The organism is Paenibacillus sp. R-74696, assembly GCF_055814915.1.
Genome location: NZ_JBPULM010000037.1, coordinates 66,356 through 85,449 on the forward strand (window position 1 = coordinate 66,356; position 19,094 = coordinate 85,449).

The window sequence follows — 19,094 nt, forward strand, 5'->3', positions numbered from 1 at the left end:
CATGGTTCCGTCGATCCTTCAATCTGTCCTGCCGGCTCGCCTGTTCCATGCTTACGATCCGAACGAGGCGCAGATCGCAGCAGCAGTTCTGACTTTTATCGTTTCGTCACTTTACTCAAACGTAAGGGTGTAATTTAAAATCCCAAACGATTGGGAATATAAATCCCCGTCAATCATCAGGTTGACGGGGATTCTTTTCGAAGCAAAGAAAGGCCAAAAAAAGAAACAAACAAAAAATGTTCCCAACTTGTTCCCAATTTTCGTTTTCGACGCACTTATATAAAAATGGAAAAAGAAAAACCCTTATGGAATAAGGGTTTAAAGGCTTTTTTATGGCGCGCCCGATACGATTCGAACGTACGACCTGCAGTTTAGGAAACTGTCGCTCTATCCTGCTGAGCTACGGGCGCGCAGCATTGATTATTTTACCATGGAAGGCGTGATCAAGCAACATTGCCTATCTGCCGATCCCCTTGTTCAGCCTATCCAGCTCAAGATTCAACATACTACTGCGCCAATAGCACCACGTTTATTAAACCCGCATCTTATTGCGCACAGTCAGCGCTGCCCCGGTCACGACGGCATCCTCTTTGAGCTGGCCTTTGGAAAACCTCGGCTCATAGGCGGGGGAGTAGTAAGTGTTTTTCTTCGCAGTATCTGTAGCGGTCTGAAAATACATAGGCTTAGAATTAATTAAAGCACCGCCCAAGATAACAAGCTCCGGGTGAAAAATATTAATCAAATTCGCCAAGCCGACGCCGAAATAGACGGCGGACTGCTGAAACAGCTCCTGCACATACGGATCATCCGCCGACAGGGCTTGCAGCAGCACTTCATAATTCAGCTGCTCGGGTGTAACGGAATAGGCTTTGAGCAGCGAGTCCTGCCCCATCTTCGCATGGGAGCGTGCCTGGTGCTCCAGTGCCTGAATCGAAGCGTACGCCTCCAGCGCGCCGTAATTCCCTGCCGGAGACAGCCGTGGCCCATCAGTGTGAATAATCATCTGTCCGATCGAGCCTTCCATATCCATCGTGCCATGGACGATACGGCCGTAGGACATCATCGCGGAGCGCAGGCTGACGCCGGCATGCACGTATAGCGCATGCTCGATATCTTCATGGCGCAGCGCCCAGCGCTCACCGAGTAGCGCGGTATTGGCGCCATTTTCGAGAAATGCCGTAAATCCGGTTGCTTCCTCAAACATTTGGCAAATCGGCACCTGCGTCCAGCCGCGGGCGGCAAAATACAGCGGGTCCAAAATCATTCCGCTGCTCCGGTCAAGCGGCCCAACCGCCCCAATGCCAATGCCGAGAATTTGCTCCCGTTCGATCCGGTGATCCCGAAGCAGCGTACGCATCAGCTGCGACGCGTAGTCGACCAGCGCCTGCGGCGTCATCGCCTCATCCATCCGCCAGCGCACGAGTGATTTCTGATTCAGCTGCATATCAAATAAGCCTAGCGTCGAGGAGAAACGCGAAATTTCCAGTCCGAAAATGTACCGGTAACCCGCATGAATCTGGTATAAAATCGGCCGTCGGCCGCCGCTGGAGGGACCAAGACCCGTCTCCTCAATCAACCCCTCCGCCACCAGCTCCTCCAGTACACGCGTGAGCGTACTGCTCGTCAGCTTGTGCCTGTCCAGCAGCTCCGCTTTCGACACGGTGCCCTGCTCGGCGATTTGTGTATAAATAAGCTCTTTATGAGAGGGAACGTCCCGTTCCGCTTTGTACATAACTAATCCCTGCTTACTATAGATAGGATGAAAAAAATGAAAGTACCACTCCTCATTATATCGTAATTCATGGACAGTCGCTATGTTCAAGGGTGCCTCAAACATTATTCCAAAAAGAAATTAATTCGGTTGAAATCACTCATAAATTAAGCGGATAGTATCAATAAAATGAAATTATGAGTCTTTTTTGAATAAGTTAATACCAAAATGGAATAAAGGTGATATAATAGAGAGAAAGCATCACCCCATCAATGGAGGGAACCTCATGGCAAATGGACAAAATAAAAAGCTGGGCATGCTGCTGCAGCTGTTTTGGATATTTTTTCGAATTGGGCCTACAACGTTTGGCGGCGGTTACGCAATGATGCCGATGATCGAGCGGGAGACGGTACAGAAGCGGCAGTGGATGGATGAAAAGGAATGGACGCAGCTCATTTCGCTCGCAGGGTCCGCACCCGGCGGAGTAGGTGTCAATGCAGCAGCGATGGTCGGCTATCGGCAGGCGGGCGCAGCAGGGGCGGTTATTGCCATTGTCGGCATCACGCTTCCTACGCTGCTGCTCGTTTTGCTGCTTGGTTTGTTTATGCGCGTCTTTGGCGATCATCCGAAGCTGGTTGCGGCGCTTAAGGGGATAAATGGAGCGGTCATTGCCTTAATGGTGATGGCAGCTTACCGCATGGCGCGTGCGGCGCTGTTTGATATTGCTACGACATTCGTAGCGGTTGTGACGCTGGCCGTGCTGCTGTTTACTGCGATTAATCCGATATACGTTGTCATGGCGGGGCTGCTTGGAGGCATCTTATTCACGAAGGGTAAGGAGCTGCTGGGGATGAAGGTGCTGACCGAGAAAGCTTCCGTCCGCAGAAGCAGCAGCGAAATTGAATATTACATTTAGACGGGAAATGGAGAGGGGGTACGGAGCATGCTCGGAGAACTGTTTATTGTTTTTTTGAAAATAGGTTGTGTCTCGTTTGGAGGGGGCTACGCGGTTATTCCGATTATTCAATACGAGGCTCTATCCCGAGGCTGGATGACGCAAGGGGAATTTCAGCAGGCCGTCTCCCTTGCCGGGATGGCGCCGGGTTCGATTGCAACAAATGCCGCGACGCTGCTCGGTTATCAGTCCGCCGGCATCACGGGCGCGATCATATCGACTGCTGGCATGGTGCTGCCGTCGCTGGTGCTCATGATTGTGGTATCAGCGTTCATTCTCCGCCTCCAAAATAATAAATGGTTGTCGGCCTCTTTTTACGGATTAAAGCCGATGATTACCGGCCTAATGGTCTATGCGGCCATTCATTTCGGATATCCGAATGATGGTGCGATGCTGAGCTGGCCGTTCGCGGGAATGCTGCTCATTGTTGCAGGCAGCTTGTATTTACTGATGCGCTACAAGCTGCATCCGTTTATCATCATTGCTGGAGCAGGAGCGGTTGGCATTATTTTATTTTAAAATATAAGCATTTATAAGGATCACCCTTATAATGGGCTCATATTTCACCCATGAATCATCAGCTTTGCCTCCAGAGGACGGCGGCAGCCGTTTCACCTTGAAATATAGGAAAGGATATCGTAACGCTATCCATTCTCTATATTTCTCGGAATGAAACGCGCCGTGCCTCCAAAGGACAGCGACAGCCGTTTCACCTTGGCGTGCGCTGTCGAAGGCTGCGCAACGAAAAGGCTGTTCATTCGCTTGCCAAAAGAACATTATATTCAGGCTTAAAGCTGTATGAAGTCGATTAAAGCCGCTTGCTTCGGGAGCTTGCTGTAAGCAGCAATTTTCCGAAACAAGCGGCTTTTGGTTTTCCTTCGGATCGTGGATTCAACAGCATTCGAGGAGGATAATGTTCCATGTGGAACATATTGTCGAACCTCTATAAAGAATTTCACTAAAAAATGAATAAAAAAATAATTCGAAAGACCTACAAATTTGCCTGTTTTTTACCGAAATATAATTAAACAACTTGAATAGACAGTGAGGGATACTAATATGAATACAGTTCAAGCTATGCTGCACGTGATGCCTTACATTCAGAAAATGATGCGGGAGAGTGCAAGTCTGACTCTATATGACCGCACTCATATGCTCTATTATTTGCCTATGCCGGATGTGGATATGGGGTTCAAATCAGGCGACCTGCTTAATGAAGGCTTTAAGAACTTCGTCGCGCTTAAGAACGGCAGGGAGGAAAGCATTACCCATATACCTGAGGAAGCGTTTGGAATTGCGATGGATGTTGTAAACATACCCATTAAAAATGAAAATGGCGAGGTAGAAGCTGTATTTTGCGTAGCTTATAATTTAACGAGTCAGAATGAACTGGAGCATCTTGTACGGGAAAGCCACTCCATTACGGAGCATCTGGTGCAGATGGTGCAGCAAATGGCAGCCCATTCCGAGGAGTTGCATGCGGCGAGCGAGCAGATTTCGGAAAATTCAAAAACAACAGCGGAAAACTCGAAGCAAATCACCAAGGTTGCAGGCTTTATTAAAGAGGTATCCGAGCAGACAAATATGCTAGGGCTTAATGCGGCAATTGAAGCAGCGCGCGCAGGCGAAGCGGGAGCAGGCTTTGGTGTTGTGGCCACCGAGGTGCGGAAGCTGTCTGTTGACTCCAAAAAAGCGACAGTTGAAATTGAAAAGGCGCTTGGCGACATCCAAACGTCGATTAAAGGCATGGAGCGCGAAATTTCGCAAATTGTGGCTTCATCCGAGGAGCAGGCTTCCATGGTTAGCGCTTTTACGAGTGTAATCGAGCGTCTGCAGAGCTCAAGCCAATCGATGAAAGACATTGCGGATCAGATGATTTCCTACAATCTGACGGAATCCTGAGTTCAACGCCAGACATTAGGTTTGAGATAAATGCGTGCAGCATCTTAAAAGCGTGAGAAGCCTTGCCCCATGACGATAATCGTCAGGCGGTAAGGCTTTTTTTAAAAGAATATAGGCGCTGTATTTAGGATTTACCTATAGGTTTGCCACTATGCTATGCGAATCGCATAAGGAAGCCGTAGCGATAGCCGCGGTCCTCCTACTAATGTCAGCTTTCATTTACAAAAAAAGATGTAATACGACAAAATCGCGGTTGATAAATCGACATTGCTTGTCGGGAAAATAAAAAGGACTTTCCCAAATGAAGAAATGAACAGCAGCAACCATTCATGAATGTCAACTTTACCAATATGTTGCTGTTTTGGTTAATCATCAAAAATCAAAAAATGGGTAATATGGACTACTATTTTGGAAGCTAATCCTGATTTTGTCGAAAGTTGCCTGAAAATTATAGGTGATTGTCGACACGTTTTTACAAACAGCCCACCGGAATAAGCGTATAATAAAATAAAATTGCCACACGAGCGCTATATTTAAGGAGTGGGCCACGAAGCGAGCTATGGACAAAATAATTCTACTCGATCAATTGCAATCGCTAAGGCTAAAGCTCCATGAGATAGCCGAAGCACGAGGTAGTCTGACAGACCCTGACGTTCTTGCGATTAGCGAGGAGGCAGATCAATTAATCGTTGCCCTTCAACAGATGCAGCGTGATGAAATGATTGGTTCTTCCATGCGCCGTAAAAACGACTAGTCAATTATATATTTTTCCGTCGCAGCTTCCTGAAGAACTGGGTAAGCATTGTGGCGCATTCTTGTTGTAATACGCCGCTAGTCAGTTCCGTTTCGTGGTTGAAACGCGGCTCCTGCAGCAAATTCATTAGCGTGCCTGCGCATCCTGCTTTGGGATCGCCGGTTCCATATACGACACGCTTTACTCTTGATTGCACGATAGCCCCAGCACACATTGGACAAGGCTCCAATGTTACATACAAGGTACAGTCGAGCAGCCGCCAAGCGTCTAGCTCCTTGCAGGCATCGCGAATGGCGACCATTTCAGCGTGGGCAGTAGGGTCGTGCTGCGTTTCACGCAGATTGTAGCCTCTTCCAATAATTTCACGATCCTTAACAACAATAGCTCCTATGGGAACCTCACCAATTCGCTCGGCTTTTCTGGCTTCCTCAATAGCCTGTTGCATCCAAAATTCATCTTCCTTTTCTCTCAGCATGATGAAATCCCTCCTATATCTGTAAAATCAATAGCATTTATTCAGCGAACAAATATTCTGTTGTTAACATGTGGTGGATAACATTGGGGATAACTTTCTAGTTATACACCTTTTTATGCACAAAATATTCGACCTATATGTGCATAAGTAGGGCTTATTGTTTATAGAATGTGGATAAGTCGTTCGAATTTACGACGATAAAGGTGGTCTTCGTAGTGCCATTCAAACTCAAGCTCTGCTTACTTATTGCGATAGCATTCTTCTCCATGTTTGTCACCCTACTCATTGTGGACCAATATTCAATGTTTCGCAATATGCACAAAAATCTGGGCAGCATGCTGAGCAAAGCATCTGTACAGCTCGCCGAAACGCTATCTTTATCAGATAGCCAGGTTGCTGAGGGCACACCTCTTGAGGCAGGGACGGAGGAGCAATTTCACAGCATGATTGAAGACTGGAAGCGGTGGGACGCCCGCATTTTGGATATCACGATATTACGGCCGCGGGATCATGAGGAGCAGGTTGCGAGCGTAGCTAGCTATGATCTTATTTATGGCGAGCAGGGCCATTATGAGGCCGAGCTTGAACAAGAGCTGATTAATCAGACAGCCAGGGATCACCTTTTTCGGGTCAATGAATTTGAAACGGACGGGGTAGCTTATTTAAAGAGCTACTACACCAATGAAAATATGCAGCCTGCCGTTATTCGCATCGTCTATAGCTACGAATACTTTCATGATCGTGCTGCGTACAAGGTGAGGGATTGGCTGAAGTATGCCGGCATTTTTATGTTATTTATCCTTTTGGGCAGTTATTTGCTGTCGGGTATGCTGCTCCGTCCGCTTAAATCGATTTTGTGGAAGGTCAATGAAGTATCTCACGGCCGTTTTGATTCATTCATTAAAGTGAGAAGCAGGGATGAATTTGGTCTGCTTGCAGTGAAAATAAACGCGATGTCGCAAAATCTCAGCATTTATATGGACAAGCTGCGCAAGGCTTTTGAAGAAAACCGCCGGATGAAAAATTATTTGCAATCCTTCATTAATCATACGAGTGATGCGATCCATGTGGTCGATTTGCAGGGAATCATTATTCAAGTAAATCAAGCCTTCGAGCAGCTGTATGGGTATACAGCGGAAGAGGCGCTTGGTTGTTCGCTCGTGCTCACGCCGGAAAGCCACCGGGGAGAAATGAAGCTGATCATTGCCTCGCTCCTTGCGGGCAAGGTGCTTCCTGCGCAGGAGACAAAGCGTTTAACGAAACTGGGTGAAGTCATCCCTGTCAGCGTTACAATATCCCCGATTCGAGACAGTGCAGGCGAGGTGAAGGCCTTCGCGAGCATTACCCGCGACATGAGGAGCCGCAACAAGATGGAGGAGCTGCTGCGCCGCTCCGAGAAGCTGACGACGGTAGGGCAGCTTGCGGCTGGCGTTGCCCATGAAATTCGCAATCCGCTGACGACGCTTCGGGGATTTCTCCAGCTTCAACTGAAAAATCAAACGGGCAATGCTCAGCATACAAGCTTGATGCTGTCGGAGCTGGATCGCATTAACCTGATCGTCAGCGAATTTTTGATTTTGGCAAAGCCTCAGGCAACACAGTTTACCGTAAAGGATGTTAAGCAGGTGCTGCGCGATGTGCTGCTGTTTCTGGACAGCGAGGCACATCTGCATAATGCGGAGTTTCTGACCGTTTTCACCGAAGAGTCCTGCGAGATTTCCTGTGAGGAAAATCAGCTCAAGCAAGTATTCATTAATGTGCTGAAAAATGCAATCGAAGCGATGCCGAGCGGCGGTCCGATATACATACGCTTGAAACGCAATATAAGCCACATTACCATAGAAATAGCTGATGAAGGCATCGGTATTCCGGAGGAAATGATTCCACAAATCGGAAGCCCATTCCTCACGGGCAAAGAGAGCGGCACCGGACTTGGCATGATGGTCAGCCAGCGCATTATCCAGAGCCATCAAGGCATGATTGATATTCAAAGCCAAGTGAATGCCGGAACAACGGTGACCATTACGCTTCCCACTTTGAAAGAAGGGGGCGACGGAGGTATACTAGTAGAAAAAGCAGGCGCTGCAGGTTTATATGGATAGCAGATTGAGCGGCATACTTGGATGAGGTGAGTGCAGTTGAGGATTAATAAATTTATTAGTGAAACCGGTTATTGCTCGCGTCGGGAAGCGGACAAGCTGGTAGAAGGCGGACGGGTGACGATTAATGGCAGCCCAGCGCTTCTGGGCAGCCAAGCGGAGCACGGAGATGATGTGCGTATTGACGGTAATCGAATTGGAGAGCATAAAGGCCATGTATATATTGCTCTAAACAAGCCCGCAGGCATCACTTGTACGACCGAGCTGCATATTGAGGGCAACATTGTTGATTATGTGCGCCATCAGGAGCGGATTTTTCCTATTGGCAGACTCGATAAAGATTCTGAAGGGCTTATTCTCATGACGAATGACGGAGATGTTGTGAATCCGATTTTGCGTTCGGAGGGCAAGCATGAGAAGGAATATATTGTGACGGTAGATCGTCCGATCAGCGAATCGTTTGTCATTGGCATGTCCGAGGGCGTCAAAATTTTGGGCAGCATGACGCTGCCCTGTAAAGTGACGCGCAGTTCGGAGCGCGTGTTCCGCATTGTATTAACTGAGGGGCGCAACCGCCAAATTCGCAGAATGTGCGAAGCCTTCGGCTACCATGTGCGGAAGCTTCAGCGTGTCCGCATTATGAACATTCAACTAGGCGAGCTGCCTATTGGCAAGTGGAGAGACTTGACGGAGCTGGAGAAAGCGCAGCTGTTTGACCTGCTGGATTATACGCCATCAGCACCGACAAGCTGAGCAGGAACTGAAATAAGGGGAGGGGCAGTCGATGAAGCGGCTGCCCTTTTTATTTGAAGAAACGGGCAGTCATTTTGAATAGAATGTTGCCCGAGTTCCTATTTTAAAATAGATAGCCTAAGCCAAATACAGAAGGGCAAGGATTTCTCTGCTACTGGTTTAGCTATAGAAAAAACGTTATAATACTTGATATATAAGAATGAAAGCTTAAGCTCGCATCTCTTATGCTTAATAGATTATGAATATGCGAATGACTATATTCTATGGAATAGAACAGGTGAAACTTGTATGAATGATAACACCAATAACGAATTTTTAGATAATTGGCTCGCTCTTACGAGCTTACAGGCGAACATAAATAATGAATTAGAAAATGTTTTACAGGAGAAATACAGCTTAACCTTAAAGGAGTTTTATGTTCTCTATTTCTTATCTCAATCCAGCGAGAAAAAATTAAGATTACTGCAATTGCAAGAAATGGTCGGTTTAAGTCAAAGTGCGATATCAAGGCTGGTTGGCCGAATGGAAGCCAAAAATTGTGGTGCTCTGCAACGACATGTTTGCGAAGATGATCGCAGAGGGGTTTACACCTGTTTAACTGAGCTTGGTGAAGACAAATTTAAAATAGCGCTGGCTACTTTTAATGAATTTTTTGCTCAATCTACTTCTCTAAGGGATGTCCTCCAGCAAGAACTGCAGTCTTTAAACAAAAAATGGTGATCGCCTTGCCCAGAAAGGTTCTTCTGGGTATTTTCATATAGCCCTCTGAGTTGACAAAGAAAAAATAATCATGCTACTATAAATGCACGCGCATGCATTGATTTGTTTTTTAGAAAAGCACAGTCTAACTGATTAAATATTCAAAAGGAGTTTTTTTGATGAAGGATCTATTTAGCACGTATGAGTTTAAAGGAATGTCCTTGAAAAATCGTATTGTGATGCCTCCAATGTGTCAGTATTCGGTTGATAAAAAGGATGGGACAGCTACCGATTGGCACTATCTGCACTACGTAAGTCGAGCTGTTGGCGGAGCAGGCTTTATTATGATTGAAATGACCGATGTCGAACCGGACGGACGCATTTCAGACTTTGATCTGGGCTTGTGGTCGGATGAGCAAATACCGGCTTTGAAAAGAATTGTAGATGCCTGCCATAGCTATGGTGCAAAAGTGGGTATTCAAATCGCTCATGCCGGACGGAAAGCGGAAGATGCTGAAGTGCCAGTTGCTCCATCCGCCATTCCATTTGATGAGAATTCAAAACAACCGAGAGCTCTTTCAACACAGGAAGTCAAAGAAATGGTAGAAAAATTTCGCGGTGCAGTACAACGTGCTGTAAAAGCTGGCATGGATGCCATTGAGCTTCATGGAGCCCACGGCTATTTAATCCACCAGTTTCATTCGCCGCTTACAAATAGAAGAGAAGATGAATACGGGAAGGACCTAACCCGGTTTGGCCGAGAAATTATTCAGGCTGCTAAGGCCGAGATGCCAGAAGACATGCCGTTAATTATGCGCATATCTGCTAAAGAGTATGTAGAAGGCGGATACGGAATAGATGAAAGCATTGCATTTGCCAAGGAATATCAAGCGGCGGGAGTAGATATGTTTGACATCTCTTCGGGTGGAGAGGGACCTATTGCTGCTTGGGGCAGACCGGGTACTCATGCTGCTTATCAAGTGCCATTGGCAAGAGAAATCAGACAGGCGCTGGATGTTCCAGTTATTGCAGTTGGCAGATTGGAGGATCCTATTCTAGCTAATGCTGTGATTGGAAATGAAGATGCAGATCTAGTAGCTGTAGGCAGGGGAATGCTCAGAAATCCTTATTGGGCTCTAGAAGCTGCAGCTGTGCTGAAAAAAGAAACAACCGTACCAACACAATATACAACAGGTTTCTAATCGTATAGCAGCAAGAAAAGCCGTCACTTCCGATGCATTCGCATGGAAGTGACGGCTTTTCTGTTAATATATAGGCTGATTATAAGCTTTACCCTCATAAACAGCCTATATTTCTCAGAATGAAACGCGCTGCGCCGCCAAAGGACAGCGACAGCCGTTTCACCTTGCCAACTCGATTATTCTTTCGGTTTGACCTTGAGCTCCTGCGCTTTCTCCAAATCTACATAGTTGCGGATAATGGATACTTCAACGCGGCGATTTTGCGCTCGGCCTTCCTCGGTGTCATTGCTGGCAAGCGGGCGATTTTCTCCGTAGCCGCTGGCGGTAAATCTGGTCGGTGAGAGCTGTTGATTTTCAAGCAAAATGTCCATAAAACGTACAGCACGGGAGGTGCTTAAATCCCAGTTCGATCTGAAGAGATAGGTGTTAATCGGTTTGTTGTCCGTGTGTCCCGATACGATAATTTCATAGTCCGGATACTGCTGGAGCATCGTGCCGATGGATATGGCCAGCTCGCGTGAATCTTCCTTCACTTCAGAGCTGCCGGATGCGAACAGCGCCTCATCGCTAATGGTAATCATGAGCTGAGACTGATTGAGCTTCGTCTCCAGGTCGGAGGTGAGACCATTTTTCTTAATATAGTCATCAATTTGCTTCTTAAGATTCTCCAGGTCTTCCTGCTCCTGCTTCATCAGCTCTTCACGGCGTTTCTGCGCATCGTCTTCCTCGTCATCACCGGCAGCCGGCTTTTGCGTTGAATCGCTAGGCGACGGTTTCTGCGTCTCTCTTTGATCTCCCGTAGTGATCGCTGCCGGATCAGTAAGCAAGCCGGTACCGCCAGTGAAGGCGATATTAAAGGCATTGCTCATTTCCTGGAATTTTTTTACGTCGACCGAGTTCATTGAATACAATACGATAAACAGTGCCAGCAATAGAGTGAGCAAGTCGGCATAAGGAATGAGCCAGGATTCGTCAACATGCTCCTCATGTTCTTCGTGCCTATGCTTTTTGCTCAACGGCCCCTTCCTCCTTCTCCCTCATCTTCTCACGCTCGGTCGGAGTCAGGAATACCGACAGCTTCTGGTTGATTGCAATGGTGGATACGCCGGATTGGATAGAGAGCAAGCCTTCTACCATCATTAGACGGATTTGCACTTCAGCCTTCGACATTCGTTTCAGCTTGTTGGCAAATGGATGCCATAATACGTAACCTGTGAAAATACCAAGCAGTGTTGCGATAAACGCACCAGCGATGGCGTGGGACAGCTTCTCAATGTCACTCATATCCGACAAGGCGGCAATCAGACCAACAACGGCACCGAGTACGCCGAGTGTAGGCGCATATGTACCCGCTTGGGTGAAAATAAGAGCGCCGACTTTATGGCGGTCTTCCGTAGCGGCAATATCCTCAAGCAGAACGTCGCGAACGAATTCCTGATCGTTCCCGTCAATAATCATCCGCATGCCGTTACGCAGGAAGTTATCTTCGATTTCATCTACTTTAGCTTCAAGAGCGAGCAGGCCTTCGCGGCGTGTAATGCCGGCCCATTCCATAAATTGAGTAATAAGTTGTTCACGTGATGTCAAGTTCTGTGTGCCAAATACCATTTTAAACAGCGTGCCTGTTTTTTTAAGCTCTGACATGGGGAAAGCGATCATAACAGCTGCGACGGTACCCAAGATGATAATCATGTAGGCAGCAGGATTCAAGAGACTGGAGATTGGAGCTCCCTTTACCACCATCCCGCCAAAGATACCTATAATAGCTAGAACAATACCGATAATAGTTGAATTTTTCATTATACACCCCGTCCAATACAATTTCGAAAGTTCTCTATCTTTATTATCGACAGAAGGGGGCAAGGAGATTAGACCTGAAAAGGATTTAAACAGAAAGGCATTAAAAAATGTGGAAATGCGGTAAAATGAATAATACAAATCAATGAAAAGGTGGAACCTTATTATGGGCGTAAAGCATGCAAGGGAATATGCGGATATATTGAAGGAACTTACAACGGCGGTCAGCGCGATTGAAGGTAGCTACTCTTTTTTTGAAATGGAGAAGGAAGAGTGGGAGGCGCTTGGGGAGGAAGAGAAGCACGAGGTGATGGAGGCATTGGCCGACGATGTGTTTTTCGGACTGGGCGAGCAAACGATGATCGAGGTGGGGGAAGGCAAAGTTTCCTACCACGCGAAGCATCATGTCATTGAGGTTGCACAGGGCGATAATGTCACGCATATGGTACGGTTGATTTAGAGCATAGGGCAAGCAAGACATTTGGGGCCAGGTCTTATGGGGAAAAATCGGACTTTGCGAACGCTGTCGCTTCTTTACAACGAATGTCGATTCCGCTACAATAGGGTCTAACTTTAACAATGGAAGAATATATGACATCGTTTTTATGTAGAGGAGCACGCGATGAAGGACCGACAAACGATGCGAAAGATACCGGAATCGCTAGGCTTAAGGGATGAGCGGCTGGCTGCCTTCTATCAGCCTATCTTGGCGATGGACACCAGAACCATAATGGGATATGAGGTGCTGGGCAGGGCTTGTGCAGGCGAGCGCGTACGCAGCTTGGGTCCGTTTTTTGGAGACGCCTCCATTTCGGTAGAGGATCATATTGCGGTCGATCGGATTTTGCGAGAGCAGGCGATGCGCAAGCTGGGTGCAGAAAATACAGAGTCGCTGCTGTTTATTAATTTAAAGCCGAACTGGATTCATCGCTATCGGCAATCTGGCGAGCTGTTTACGCTGCAGTTGATTGATAAATACGAGATTGATCCACGCCGCATCGTCATCGAGATTACCGAGGAAAGCTTTAATGGCCCGATGGATGAGCTGCGCTCCATTGTAGATCTATACCGTTCGAGAGGCTGCCTCATTGCGATTGATGATGTGGGTAGCGGATTCAGCAGTACGGATCGTATTGCCCATATCCAGCCTAATATACTGAAGATCGACATTCATATGATCAAAAAGAGCGCGACGCACAATGGTTATCTAGGCGCCCTTCGCTCCTTCTCCGCGTTAGCCGAGCAGATCGGAGCGTCACTGCTGGTTGAAGGTGTAGAGACGCGCCAGGATTTGGTGCGTGCGATTGAAGCGGGAGCCCGCTATGTGCAGGGCTTCTTCTTCTCCAAGGCGGAGCCGGAGTTTCAGCGGGCGGATCGTTTCGCCGGAGCGCTGGAAGCCGAGCTTGCGGAATATGTCCAGCAGCGCTTACGCTCCGAGACGACTTGGCAGAAGGAAGCGGCACAGCTTGCGGCCCTCATTGATAAGGATTGTATTTTCGGGCAAGAGAGCGAACTAGGCAGACCAGGGGAAGCCAATGGATGGATCGCCGGTTTGCTGGAGCAGCTGCCGCCGGGTTGCGTTCGTATTTATTTGTGCCGGGAGGATGGCATTCAGCTATCTGCGAACTATTGCAGGGTGGAGGCTGGCGAGTGGGAGCGGCAGGATGAATATTACGGGGCGAACTGGAGCTGGCGTCCTTACTTCATTCCTACCATTGCGCAGCTGAGCGAGACGCAGCGTACCCTTGTGTCGCGTGCCTACGTCGATTTGGATACATGCGAATGGATTCGGACTGTATCCATTCTTGCTGGTCCTGGACTTATTTTATTTGCAGATATGAAGGATTATGAACAGCAGACGGACCGGCAACGAGAGGACGCTGCCTGCAGAACCACGACAGGATGAAAAATCCGGAGTCGTGGTTCTTTTGTTATTATATAGGAAAGGATATGATGGTTTCAGCCGTTTACGCTTGACTGGGAGCATATGCCATGATAAAGGTGGGGCGATGAGAAGTGTATCATGATTTCAAGCTCATAGAAGGCCGTTCAGTATCGATTCAAGTGAAAGATTATATGAAGCGTTTAATGATAAAAGGCGCGCTGCAGCCGCATCAGAAGCTGCCGTCGACACGTGAGCTGGGCATATTGCTCGGTGTAAGCCGCAATACGGTCATCGCCGCTTATGCGGAGCTGGCCGATGAGGGCCGTGTATATGCCCTGAAAGGCAAAGGCAATTATGTGTCAGAGGATTCGGCGGGCAGCGCCGCCCCGCCATCCTTGTCCTGGAAATTGCCGTGGAAGGAGCGGCTAAGCAAGCAGGCTTTGCTTGCAGAGGAGCTGGATCTCATGAAGCGCGGCATTCGCGCAGGCAAGAGTACGATTTCTTTTACGAGCATTGCCCCGGATGAGAAGCTGTTTGATCTGGATCATGTGAAGCAGGCGTTTCTGGGCCGTATGTCAGTGGAAGGCCATGTGCTGCTGAACTACGGCTATGCCAAAGGCTATAAGCCGCTGATAGAGTATCTGATGACATATATGGAGAACAAGGGCGTGGATGTGCAAGGCAAGGATATGCTCATTACGGCCGGCTTTACGGAAGGATTTGACCTTGTGCTGGCAGCGCTCCGGCCCGAGCACGGCGCAGTCATCTGCGAAAATCCGACCCATCATACCGCGATTAAAAATCTCAAGTTGCACGGCTTTGACATTAAAGGCGTTACGATGGAGCCTGATGGCATTCATTTGGGAGAGCTTGAACGGGCTTTGGAGGAGCAGGCGTTCGACTGTGCTTATTTCGTACCCTCCTACCATAATCCGACAGGCATTGTGATGTCGATGGAGAAACGGCTGGCGCTGATGCAGCTCATGAGCCGTTATAAAATTCCCGTCATTGAGGACGGATTTAATGAGGAGCTGCGCTATTCCGGAGCGCATGTGCCGCCGCTCATCGCTTCGGCGGGCAGCGGCAACAGCGTTATTTATATTGGAAGCTTCTCGAAGGTGCTGTTTCCCGGCCTGCGGGTCGGATGGGTGCTTGCGGACCGCGAGCTGATTGATTATTTGGAGAGCATGAAGCGGGCCCGCAACATTCATACGTCGACGCTTGACCAATCGCTGCTCTATCAATATTTGCATAATGGCAATCTGCATAAATATTTGAAGCGTGCGCGGGCGGAATACAAGCGGAAATACGAGCTGACGCTGCAAACTTGCAAAGCTTTTGTTCCCTATCAGACGCTGTCGGGGGATGGCGGGCTGCATTTGTTTGTGACATTTCCGGAAGCCTGCAGCGCGCGTGAGCTTCTGGAGGCGTGCACGCAGCAAGGCGTTATTTTTACCTTAGGCCATCCTTTCTTTACGGATGGACGGGGCAGCAATACGCTGCGAATAGGGTTTTCCCGCGTGGCGGATGAGGATATTGTGCGCGGTATTCGGATTGTTGGCGATACGGCAAAGCAGCTGTGGGGCCTTGCATAAGAAATAAGAGTTAGAGCGAAGCTGATACATTTTATTATTTTGAAAAGGGGATGCAGGCATTATGGTACAGTATAACGTTTCACCGCTTGTAAAGAGCTTGCCCGCTTCGGGCATTCGCAAGTTTTTCGATATGGCCGGGCAGGATGAAAATATGATTTCGCTGGGCGTAGGCGAACCGGATTTTGCAACACCGGAGCGTGTGCGCGCCGCGTGCATAAGAGCGCTGGAAAGCGGTCAGACGATGTACACGCCAAATGCCGGTCTAATGGAGCTGCGCGAGGAAATCTCCGCATATTTGGAGAGCAGCTTTCGATTGAATTACGAGCCGAAGGACGAGATTCTGGTGACGGTAGGCAGCAGCGAGGCGCTTGATCTGGCCATGCGCACACTGATTTGTCCGGGCGACGAGGTGCTGATTCCGGTTCCCAGCTATATTGCCTATTCGCCCATTGTAGCACTGCAAGGTGGCAGTATCGTAAACGTTGAGACGCATGAGCATGAGCAATTTAAGCTATCGGCACAATCGCTGCGGGCAAAAATTACCCCGCGCTCCAAAGTGCTGCTGATTAACTATCCGAACAACCCGACGGGTGCGGTCATGTCCTACGAGGATTGGCTCCCCATTGCCGAGCTGGTGAAGGCGCATAATCTGATCGTCATTTCCGATGAGGTTTATGCGGAGCTGACTTATGAGAGCCAGCATGTAAGCATCGCATCGCTGCCTGGCATGCAGGAGCGGACAATCGTCATCAGCGGCTTCTCGAAAGCTTTTGCCATGACAGGCTGGCGCATTGGCTATGCCTGCGGCCCTGTAGAAATGATTTCGCAAATGCTGAAAATCCATCAATACACGGCGATGTGCGCACCTATAATGGGGCAGATTGCTGCTCTGGAATCGCTGCGCAGCGGATTGGGCGACAAGGACCTAATGATGGAGGCCTATAAGCAGCGCAGGGCGATGTTCGTGGGCGGCTTGCAGAAGCTGGGGCTTTCCTGCCATATGCCGCAAGGGGCGTTTTATGCTTTTCCATCCATTGCCCATACGGGGCTGAGCTCGGAGCAGTTCGCCTTTCGGCTCATGCAGGAAGCAGGCGTTGCTGTCGTGCCAGGGCATGTATTTGGCCCGGGCGGTGAAGGACGCATTCGCTGCTCCTATTCGGTATCGCCAGCGAAGCTGTCTGAAGCTTTGGAGCGAATGGACTGTTATATGAGCCAGATGGGGCAGGGTGAACCCTTACAGCAGATGCAGCAGTTAGAGCGGATTGGCAGTTGAAGGGAGCAGTGAGGAAGGGGTTAGGAAAGAAAGAAGAGGGGTAAAAGAGGCGCTAAGCTTCTTCCCCTCCTCCGTAGACCATGCAATGGAATTCTGCCGCGCCTTGCGGTGTTGGGCGGATATACGTATCGGTAATGAGGAAACCTGCCTTCTCGTATACGCGAATAGCGCGTGCATTCCAGGTCAGCACCTCCAAATCCAGCTCGCTGTGTGGAGCACGTCGGCGAGCCTCTTCTACCAGCAGCGCAACAAAGGCGGTGCCTGAGCCCCTGCTGCAAAGCTGTGGATGCAGGCCGAGGCCAAGCCGCAGCACTTCATCTCCCAGCGGGAAAAACTGTGCAAAACCAACGAGCTTCGCTTGGTCATCTAGAATAGCGGCGTATTGCTTCTGGCGAAGCTCGGGATCACCGAACTCCATTTCTGCTTTCTCCATAGCCTCCCATGCGGGCCATTGGTAGATGCCGTAAGGCGGTTCGTACCGCCAATCGCACAGCTGGCGGGCATGGGAGGCGTCCATTGCGGCAACCTTCCAGCCAAATGGCGGCTGGGTGCCGTCAGGAGCAGCACTCGCATTTGTCATGATTACACAATCTCCTTATAGACCTCAATCGCGCGGGCACGTGAAGCCTTCAAATCTACAATGGCATGCGGCTGCGGCAGGTGAATTTGCTTATCGGACAGATGGGCAAGCTCAGGCAGCCAGCGTCTAATGTAAGTGCCGCTCGGATCATGAGTTGCGGACTGCGTAGCCGGATTCATAATGCGAAAATACGGCGCGGCGTCATAGCCGAGCGACGAGCTCCACAGCCAGCCGCCCCGGTTCAGCGTATTATCATAATCGGCCAGCTGGCGGCGGAAATGCTGCTCGCCCAGCGTAAACGGGCACAGCAGGTTTTTCGTCAAAAACATGGCGGTTACCATCCGCAGTCGATTCGGCATTTCGCCGGTTTCATTAAGCTGCTTCATAGCGGCATCAATAACAGGAATTCCCGTTTTTCCTTGGCTCCATGCCTCGAAATGCTGATCGTTCAGCCCAGATAAATCAAACTTCTGCTCATAGCGGTAGAAGTCCTCATTGTATTTTCCTTGGTACAGAAAAAAATCCCGCCATGCCAGCTGTCTAATCCACGACTCGGCTCCATACTGCTGCTGCGCTGCTTCATAGGCTTGTCTTGCCGACAGCGCTCCTGTATTCAAATAACGCGCCAAATGGCTTGTCTGGTCTTTCGCAAACTGGTCGCGGCTGCCTTCATAGCCAGCTAGGCGGCGGTTTAGAAATTGCTCCAGCGCATCGGCTGCACTCAGCGTTCCCGCGTCCGCCGTGCCAGATGCTCCCGCTACCCGCAGTAAGGCTGCCGCAGCGGGATGCTCCCGAGGAAGACTGAAGCGCTCTGCTATGCTGGCATCTATATTTTTCAGCGTATCCAGCTGTTTCAGCGTTGTTTCGCCCGCAGGGGAATAATGGCTTTGCATAAAGGACTGCCACATGCGGTAAAAGGGCGTAAATACCTTGTAAGGCTCACTGCGCCTGGAAAACGTATGAAGCTCCTCCAAATCGGCGAGTGGCGCATCGTCGAGCGGCAGCCAGCGACGTCCCGCTGCGCGCACAACCTGCGCAGTCGCATGGTCGCGCATTCGGGCATAAGGCGTATAGTCCATGTGGACGAGAACCTCTTCAATGGGATGGGCCAGCAGCAGCGCTTCGGTAATGGCAGCGGGATCGCCGTAAAGCACATGCAGCTGCTCGCCCGCCGCCTTGTACTGTTCCAATAGGAAGGTGGCTTGGGACAAGAAGGTTCTGCCGCTGTGGCAAGAGAGCCGGTCCTCGTCCGCCAGTGACGGGTCTATTATAAGCAGATGAAAGCCGCGCTGCCCAGAGCGGCGCACATAATCAAAACTGCGCAAATCGTTTGAACGCAGGTCTTTGCGGTGAATATATACATACATGGAAACGAGCCCCCTTGTGTCCGTGCTAGAAAACAGCAAAGCCGCAA

At 49.2% G+C, this 19,094-nt stretch carries 18 protein-coding genes and 1 tRNA gene; 12 read left to right on the top strand and 7 right to left on the bottom strand.

The genetic code is table 11. From position 1 onward, the window contains the following. Positions 1–333 precede the first annotated feature (333 nt). Together ACSR9A_RS17800 and ACSR9A_RS17805 are read right to left on the bottom strand one after the other, a co-directional pair. Positions 334–410 (bottom strand) — tRNA-Arg (locus tag ACSR9A_RS17800). A gap of 122 nt (positions 411–532) precedes the next feature. Next, the gene (locus ACSR9A_RS17805; protein ID WP_473758647.1) at positions 533–1,732 is read right to left on the bottom strand and encodes an ROK family transcriptional regulator; all 1,200 of its coding nucleotides are present in this window, start codon (positions 1,730–1,732) and stop codon (positions 533–535) included. 265 nt (positions 1,733–1,997) lie between these two features. Between ACSR9A_RS17805 and ACSR9A_RS17810 the strand changes: the two genes are divergently transcribed. The 4 genes from ACSR9A_RS17810 (at position 1,998) to ACSR9A_RS17825 (ending at position 5,322) form a co-directional block, all read left to right on the top strand. Then, positions 1,998–2,627: a chromate transporter gene (locus tag ACSR9A_RS17810; protein ID WP_473758648.1), complete on the top strand. Its 630-nt coding sequence runs from the start codon at positions 1,998–2,000 to the stop codon at positions 2,625–2,627. A gap of 27 nt (positions 2,628–2,654) precedes the next feature. Then, positions 2,655–3,185: a chromate transporter gene (locus tag ACSR9A_RS17815; RefSeq protein ID WP_473758649.1), complete on the top strand. Its 531-nt coding sequence runs from the start codon at positions 2,655–2,657 to the stop codon at positions 3,183–3,185. Between the two features lie 540 nt (positions 3,186–3,725). Next, complete coding sequence (locus tag ACSR9A_RS17820; protein ID WP_473758650.1) at positions 3,726–4,568, top strand: methyl-accepting chemotaxis protein; 843 nt, start codon at positions 3,726–3,728, stop codon at positions 4,566–4,568. Positions 4,569–5,127: 559 nt separating this feature from the next. After that, the gene (locus tag ACSR9A_RS17825; protein WP_046229618.1) at positions 5,128–5,322 is read left to right on the top strand and encodes an aspartyl-phosphate phosphatase Spo0E family protein; all 195 of its coding nucleotides are present in this window, start codon (positions 5,128–5,130) and stop codon (positions 5,320–5,322) included. Positions 5,323–5,326: 4 nt separating this feature from the next. On the opposite strand, the gene tadA is transcribed toward ACSR9A_RS17825, so the two are convergent. Beyond that, positions 5,327–5,797, bottom strand: coding sequence for a tRNA adenosine(34) deaminase TadA (gene tadA / locus ACSR9A_RS17830; protein WP_341280413.1), 471 nt, complete (start codon positions 5,795–5,797; stop codon positions 5,327–5,329). A gap of 215 nt (positions 5,798–6,012) precedes the next feature. Here tadA and ACSR9A_RS17835 point away from each other — a divergent pair, with 215 nt between their 5' ends. The 4 genes from ACSR9A_RS17835 to ACSR9A_RS17850 all read left to right on the top strand — a co-directional run bounded on the left by ACSR9A_RS17835 (position 6,013) and on the right by ACSR9A_RS17850 (position 10,550). Next, a complete protein-coding gene (locus ACSR9A_RS17835; protein ID WP_473758651.1) occupies positions 6,013–7,899 on the top strand; it encodes an ATP-binding protein in 1,887 nt (628 codons plus the stop codon). Positions 7,900–7,935: 36 nt separating this feature from the next. Next, on the top strand, positions 7,936–8,649 hold the full coding sequence (gene rluF, locus ACSR9A_RS17840) for a 23S rRNA pseudouridine(2604) synthase RluF (protein ID WP_341280415.1): 714 nt from the start codon (positions 7,936–7,938) through the stop codon (positions 8,647–8,649). Between the two features lie 288 nt (positions 8,650–8,937). Beyond that, positions 8,938–9,369, top strand: coding sequence for a MarR family winged helix-turn-helix transcriptional regulator (locus tag ACSR9A_RS17845; RefSeq protein WP_473758652.1), 432 nt, complete (start codon positions 8,938–8,940; stop codon positions 9,367–9,369). Positions 9,370–9,527: 158 nt separating this feature from the next. Beyond that, the gene (locus ACSR9A_RS17850) at positions 9,528–10,550 is read left to right on the top strand and encodes an NADH:flavin oxidoreductase/NADH oxidase (RefSeq protein WP_473758653.1); all 1,023 of its coding nucleotides are present in this window, start codon (positions 9,528–9,530) and stop codon (positions 10,548–10,550) included. A gap of 176 nt (positions 10,551–10,726) precedes the next feature. On the opposite strand, the gene motB is transcribed toward ACSR9A_RS17850, so the two are convergent. After that, entirely contained in the window at positions 10,727–11,566 is an 840-nt protein-coding gene (gene motB / locus ACSR9A_RS17855; RefSeq protein ID WP_473758654.1) for a flagellar motor protein MotB, read from the bottom strand. Beyond that, on the bottom strand, positions 11,550–12,350 hold the full coding sequence (gene motA, locus ACSR9A_RS17860) for a flagellar motor stator protein MotA (protein ID WP_473758655.1): 801 nt from the start codon (positions 12,348–12,350) through the stop codon (positions 11,550–11,552). Before motA ends, motB begins: the two co-directional genes overlap by 17 nt. A 163-nt stretch (positions 12,351–12,513) precedes the next feature. Here motA and ACSR9A_RS17865 point away from each other — a divergent pair, with 163 nt between their 5' ends. The 4 genes from ACSR9A_RS17865 to ACSR9A_RS17880 all read left to right on the top strand — a co-directional run bounded on the left by ACSR9A_RS17865 (position 12,514) and on the right by ACSR9A_RS17880 (position 17,100). Next, positions 12,514–12,807, top strand: a complete 294-nt coding sequence (locus tag ACSR9A_RS17865; RefSeq protein WP_473758656.1) for a hypothetical protein — start codon at positions 12,514–12,516, stop codon at positions 12,805–12,807. Between the two features lie 162 nt (positions 12,808–12,969). Continuing rightward, a complete protein-coding gene (locus ACSR9A_RS17870) occupies positions 12,970–14,253 on the top strand; it encodes an EAL domain-containing protein (RefSeq protein WP_473758657.1) in 1,284 nt (427 codons plus the stop codon). Positions 14,254–14,363: 110 nt separating this feature from the next. Beyond that, the gene (locus tag ACSR9A_RS17875) at positions 14,364–15,827 is read left to right on the top strand and encodes an aminotransferase-like domain-containing protein (protein ID WP_473758658.1); all 1,464 of its coding nucleotides are present in this window, start codon (positions 14,364–14,366) and stop codon (positions 15,825–15,827) included. A gap of 61 nt (positions 15,828–15,888) precedes the next feature. Continuing rightward, positions 15,889–17,100 (top strand): aminotransferase class I/II-fold pyridoxal phosphate-dependent enzyme, encoded by a 1,212-nt coding sequence (locus ACSR9A_RS17880; RefSeq protein ID WP_473758659.1) that lies wholly within the window; start codon positions 15,889–15,891, stop codon positions 17,098–17,100. Positions 17,101–17,152: 52 nt separating this feature from the next. Here ACSR9A_RS17880 and ACSR9A_RS17885 read toward each other — a convergent pair whose 3' ends face one another. Both ACSR9A_RS17885 and ACSR9A_RS17890 read right to left on the bottom strand, forming a co-directional pair. Beyond that, the gene (locus tag ACSR9A_RS17885; RefSeq protein ID WP_473758660.1) at positions 17,153–17,680 is read right to left on the bottom strand and encodes a GNAT family N-acetyltransferase; all 528 of its coding nucleotides are present in this window, start codon (positions 17,678–17,680) and stop codon (positions 17,153–17,155) included. Positions 17,681–17,682: 2 nt separating this feature from the next. Further along, a complete protein-coding gene (locus ACSR9A_RS17890; RefSeq protein WP_473758661.1) occupies positions 17,683–19,047 on the bottom strand; it encodes a cryptochrome/photolyase family protein in 1,365 nt (454 codons plus the stop codon). Between the last annotated feature and the right edge of the window lie 47 nt (positions 19,048–19,094).

Coding starts and splice junctions, on each gene's coding strand:
- ACSR9A_RS17805 (WP_473758647.1), bottom strand. CDS start 1,732: ATGTACAAAGCGGAACGGGACGTTCCCTCTCATAAAGAGCTTATTTAT.
- ACSR9A_RS17810 (WP_473758648.1), top strand. CDS start 1,998: ATGGCAAATGGACAAAATAAAAAGCTGGGCATGCTGCTGCAGCTGTTT.
- ACSR9A_RS17815 (WP_473758649.1), top strand. CDS start 2,655: ATGCTCGGAGAACTGTTTATTGTTTTTTTGAAAATAGGTTGTGTCTCG.
- ACSR9A_RS17820 (WP_473758650.1), top strand. CDS start 3,726: ATGAATACAGTTCAAGCTATGCTGCACGTGATGCCTTACATTCAGAAA.
- ACSR9A_RS17825 (WP_046229618.1), top strand. CDS start 5,128: ATGGACAAAATAATTCTACTCGATCAATTGCAATCGCTAAGGCTAAAG.
- tadA (WP_341280413.1), bottom strand. CDS start 5,797: ATGCTGAGAGAAAAGGAAGATGAATTTTGGATGCAACAGGCTATTGAG.
- ACSR9A_RS17845 (WP_473758652.1), top strand. CDS start 8,938: ATGAATGATAACACCAATAACGAATTTTTAGATAATTGGCTCGCTCTT.
- ACSR9A_RS17850 (WP_473758653.1), top strand. CDS start 9,528: ATGAAGGATCTATTTAGCACGTATGAGTTTAAAGGAATGTCCTTGAAA.
- motA (WP_473758655.1), bottom strand. CDS start 12,350: ATGAAAAATTCAACTATTATCGGTATTGTTCTAGCTATTATAGGTATC.
- ACSR9A_RS17865 (WP_473758656.1), top strand. CDS start 12,514: ATGGGCGTAAAGCATGCAAGGGAATATGCGGATATATTGAAGGAACTT.
- ACSR9A_RS17870 (WP_473758657.1), top strand. CDS start 12,970: ATGAAGGACCGACAAACGATGCGAAAGATACCGGAATCGCTAGGCTTA.
- ACSR9A_RS17880 (WP_473758659.1), top strand. CDS start 15,889: ATGGTACAGTATAACGTTTCACCGCTTGTAAAGAGCTTGCCCGCTTCG.
- ACSR9A_RS17885 (WP_473758660.1), bottom strand. CDS start 17,680: ATGACAAATGCGAGTGCTGCTCCTGACGGCACCCAGCCGCCATTTGGC.
- ACSR9A_RS17890 (WP_473758661.1), bottom strand. CDS start 19,047: ATGTATGTATATATTCACCGCAAAGACCTGCGTTCAAACGATTTGCGC.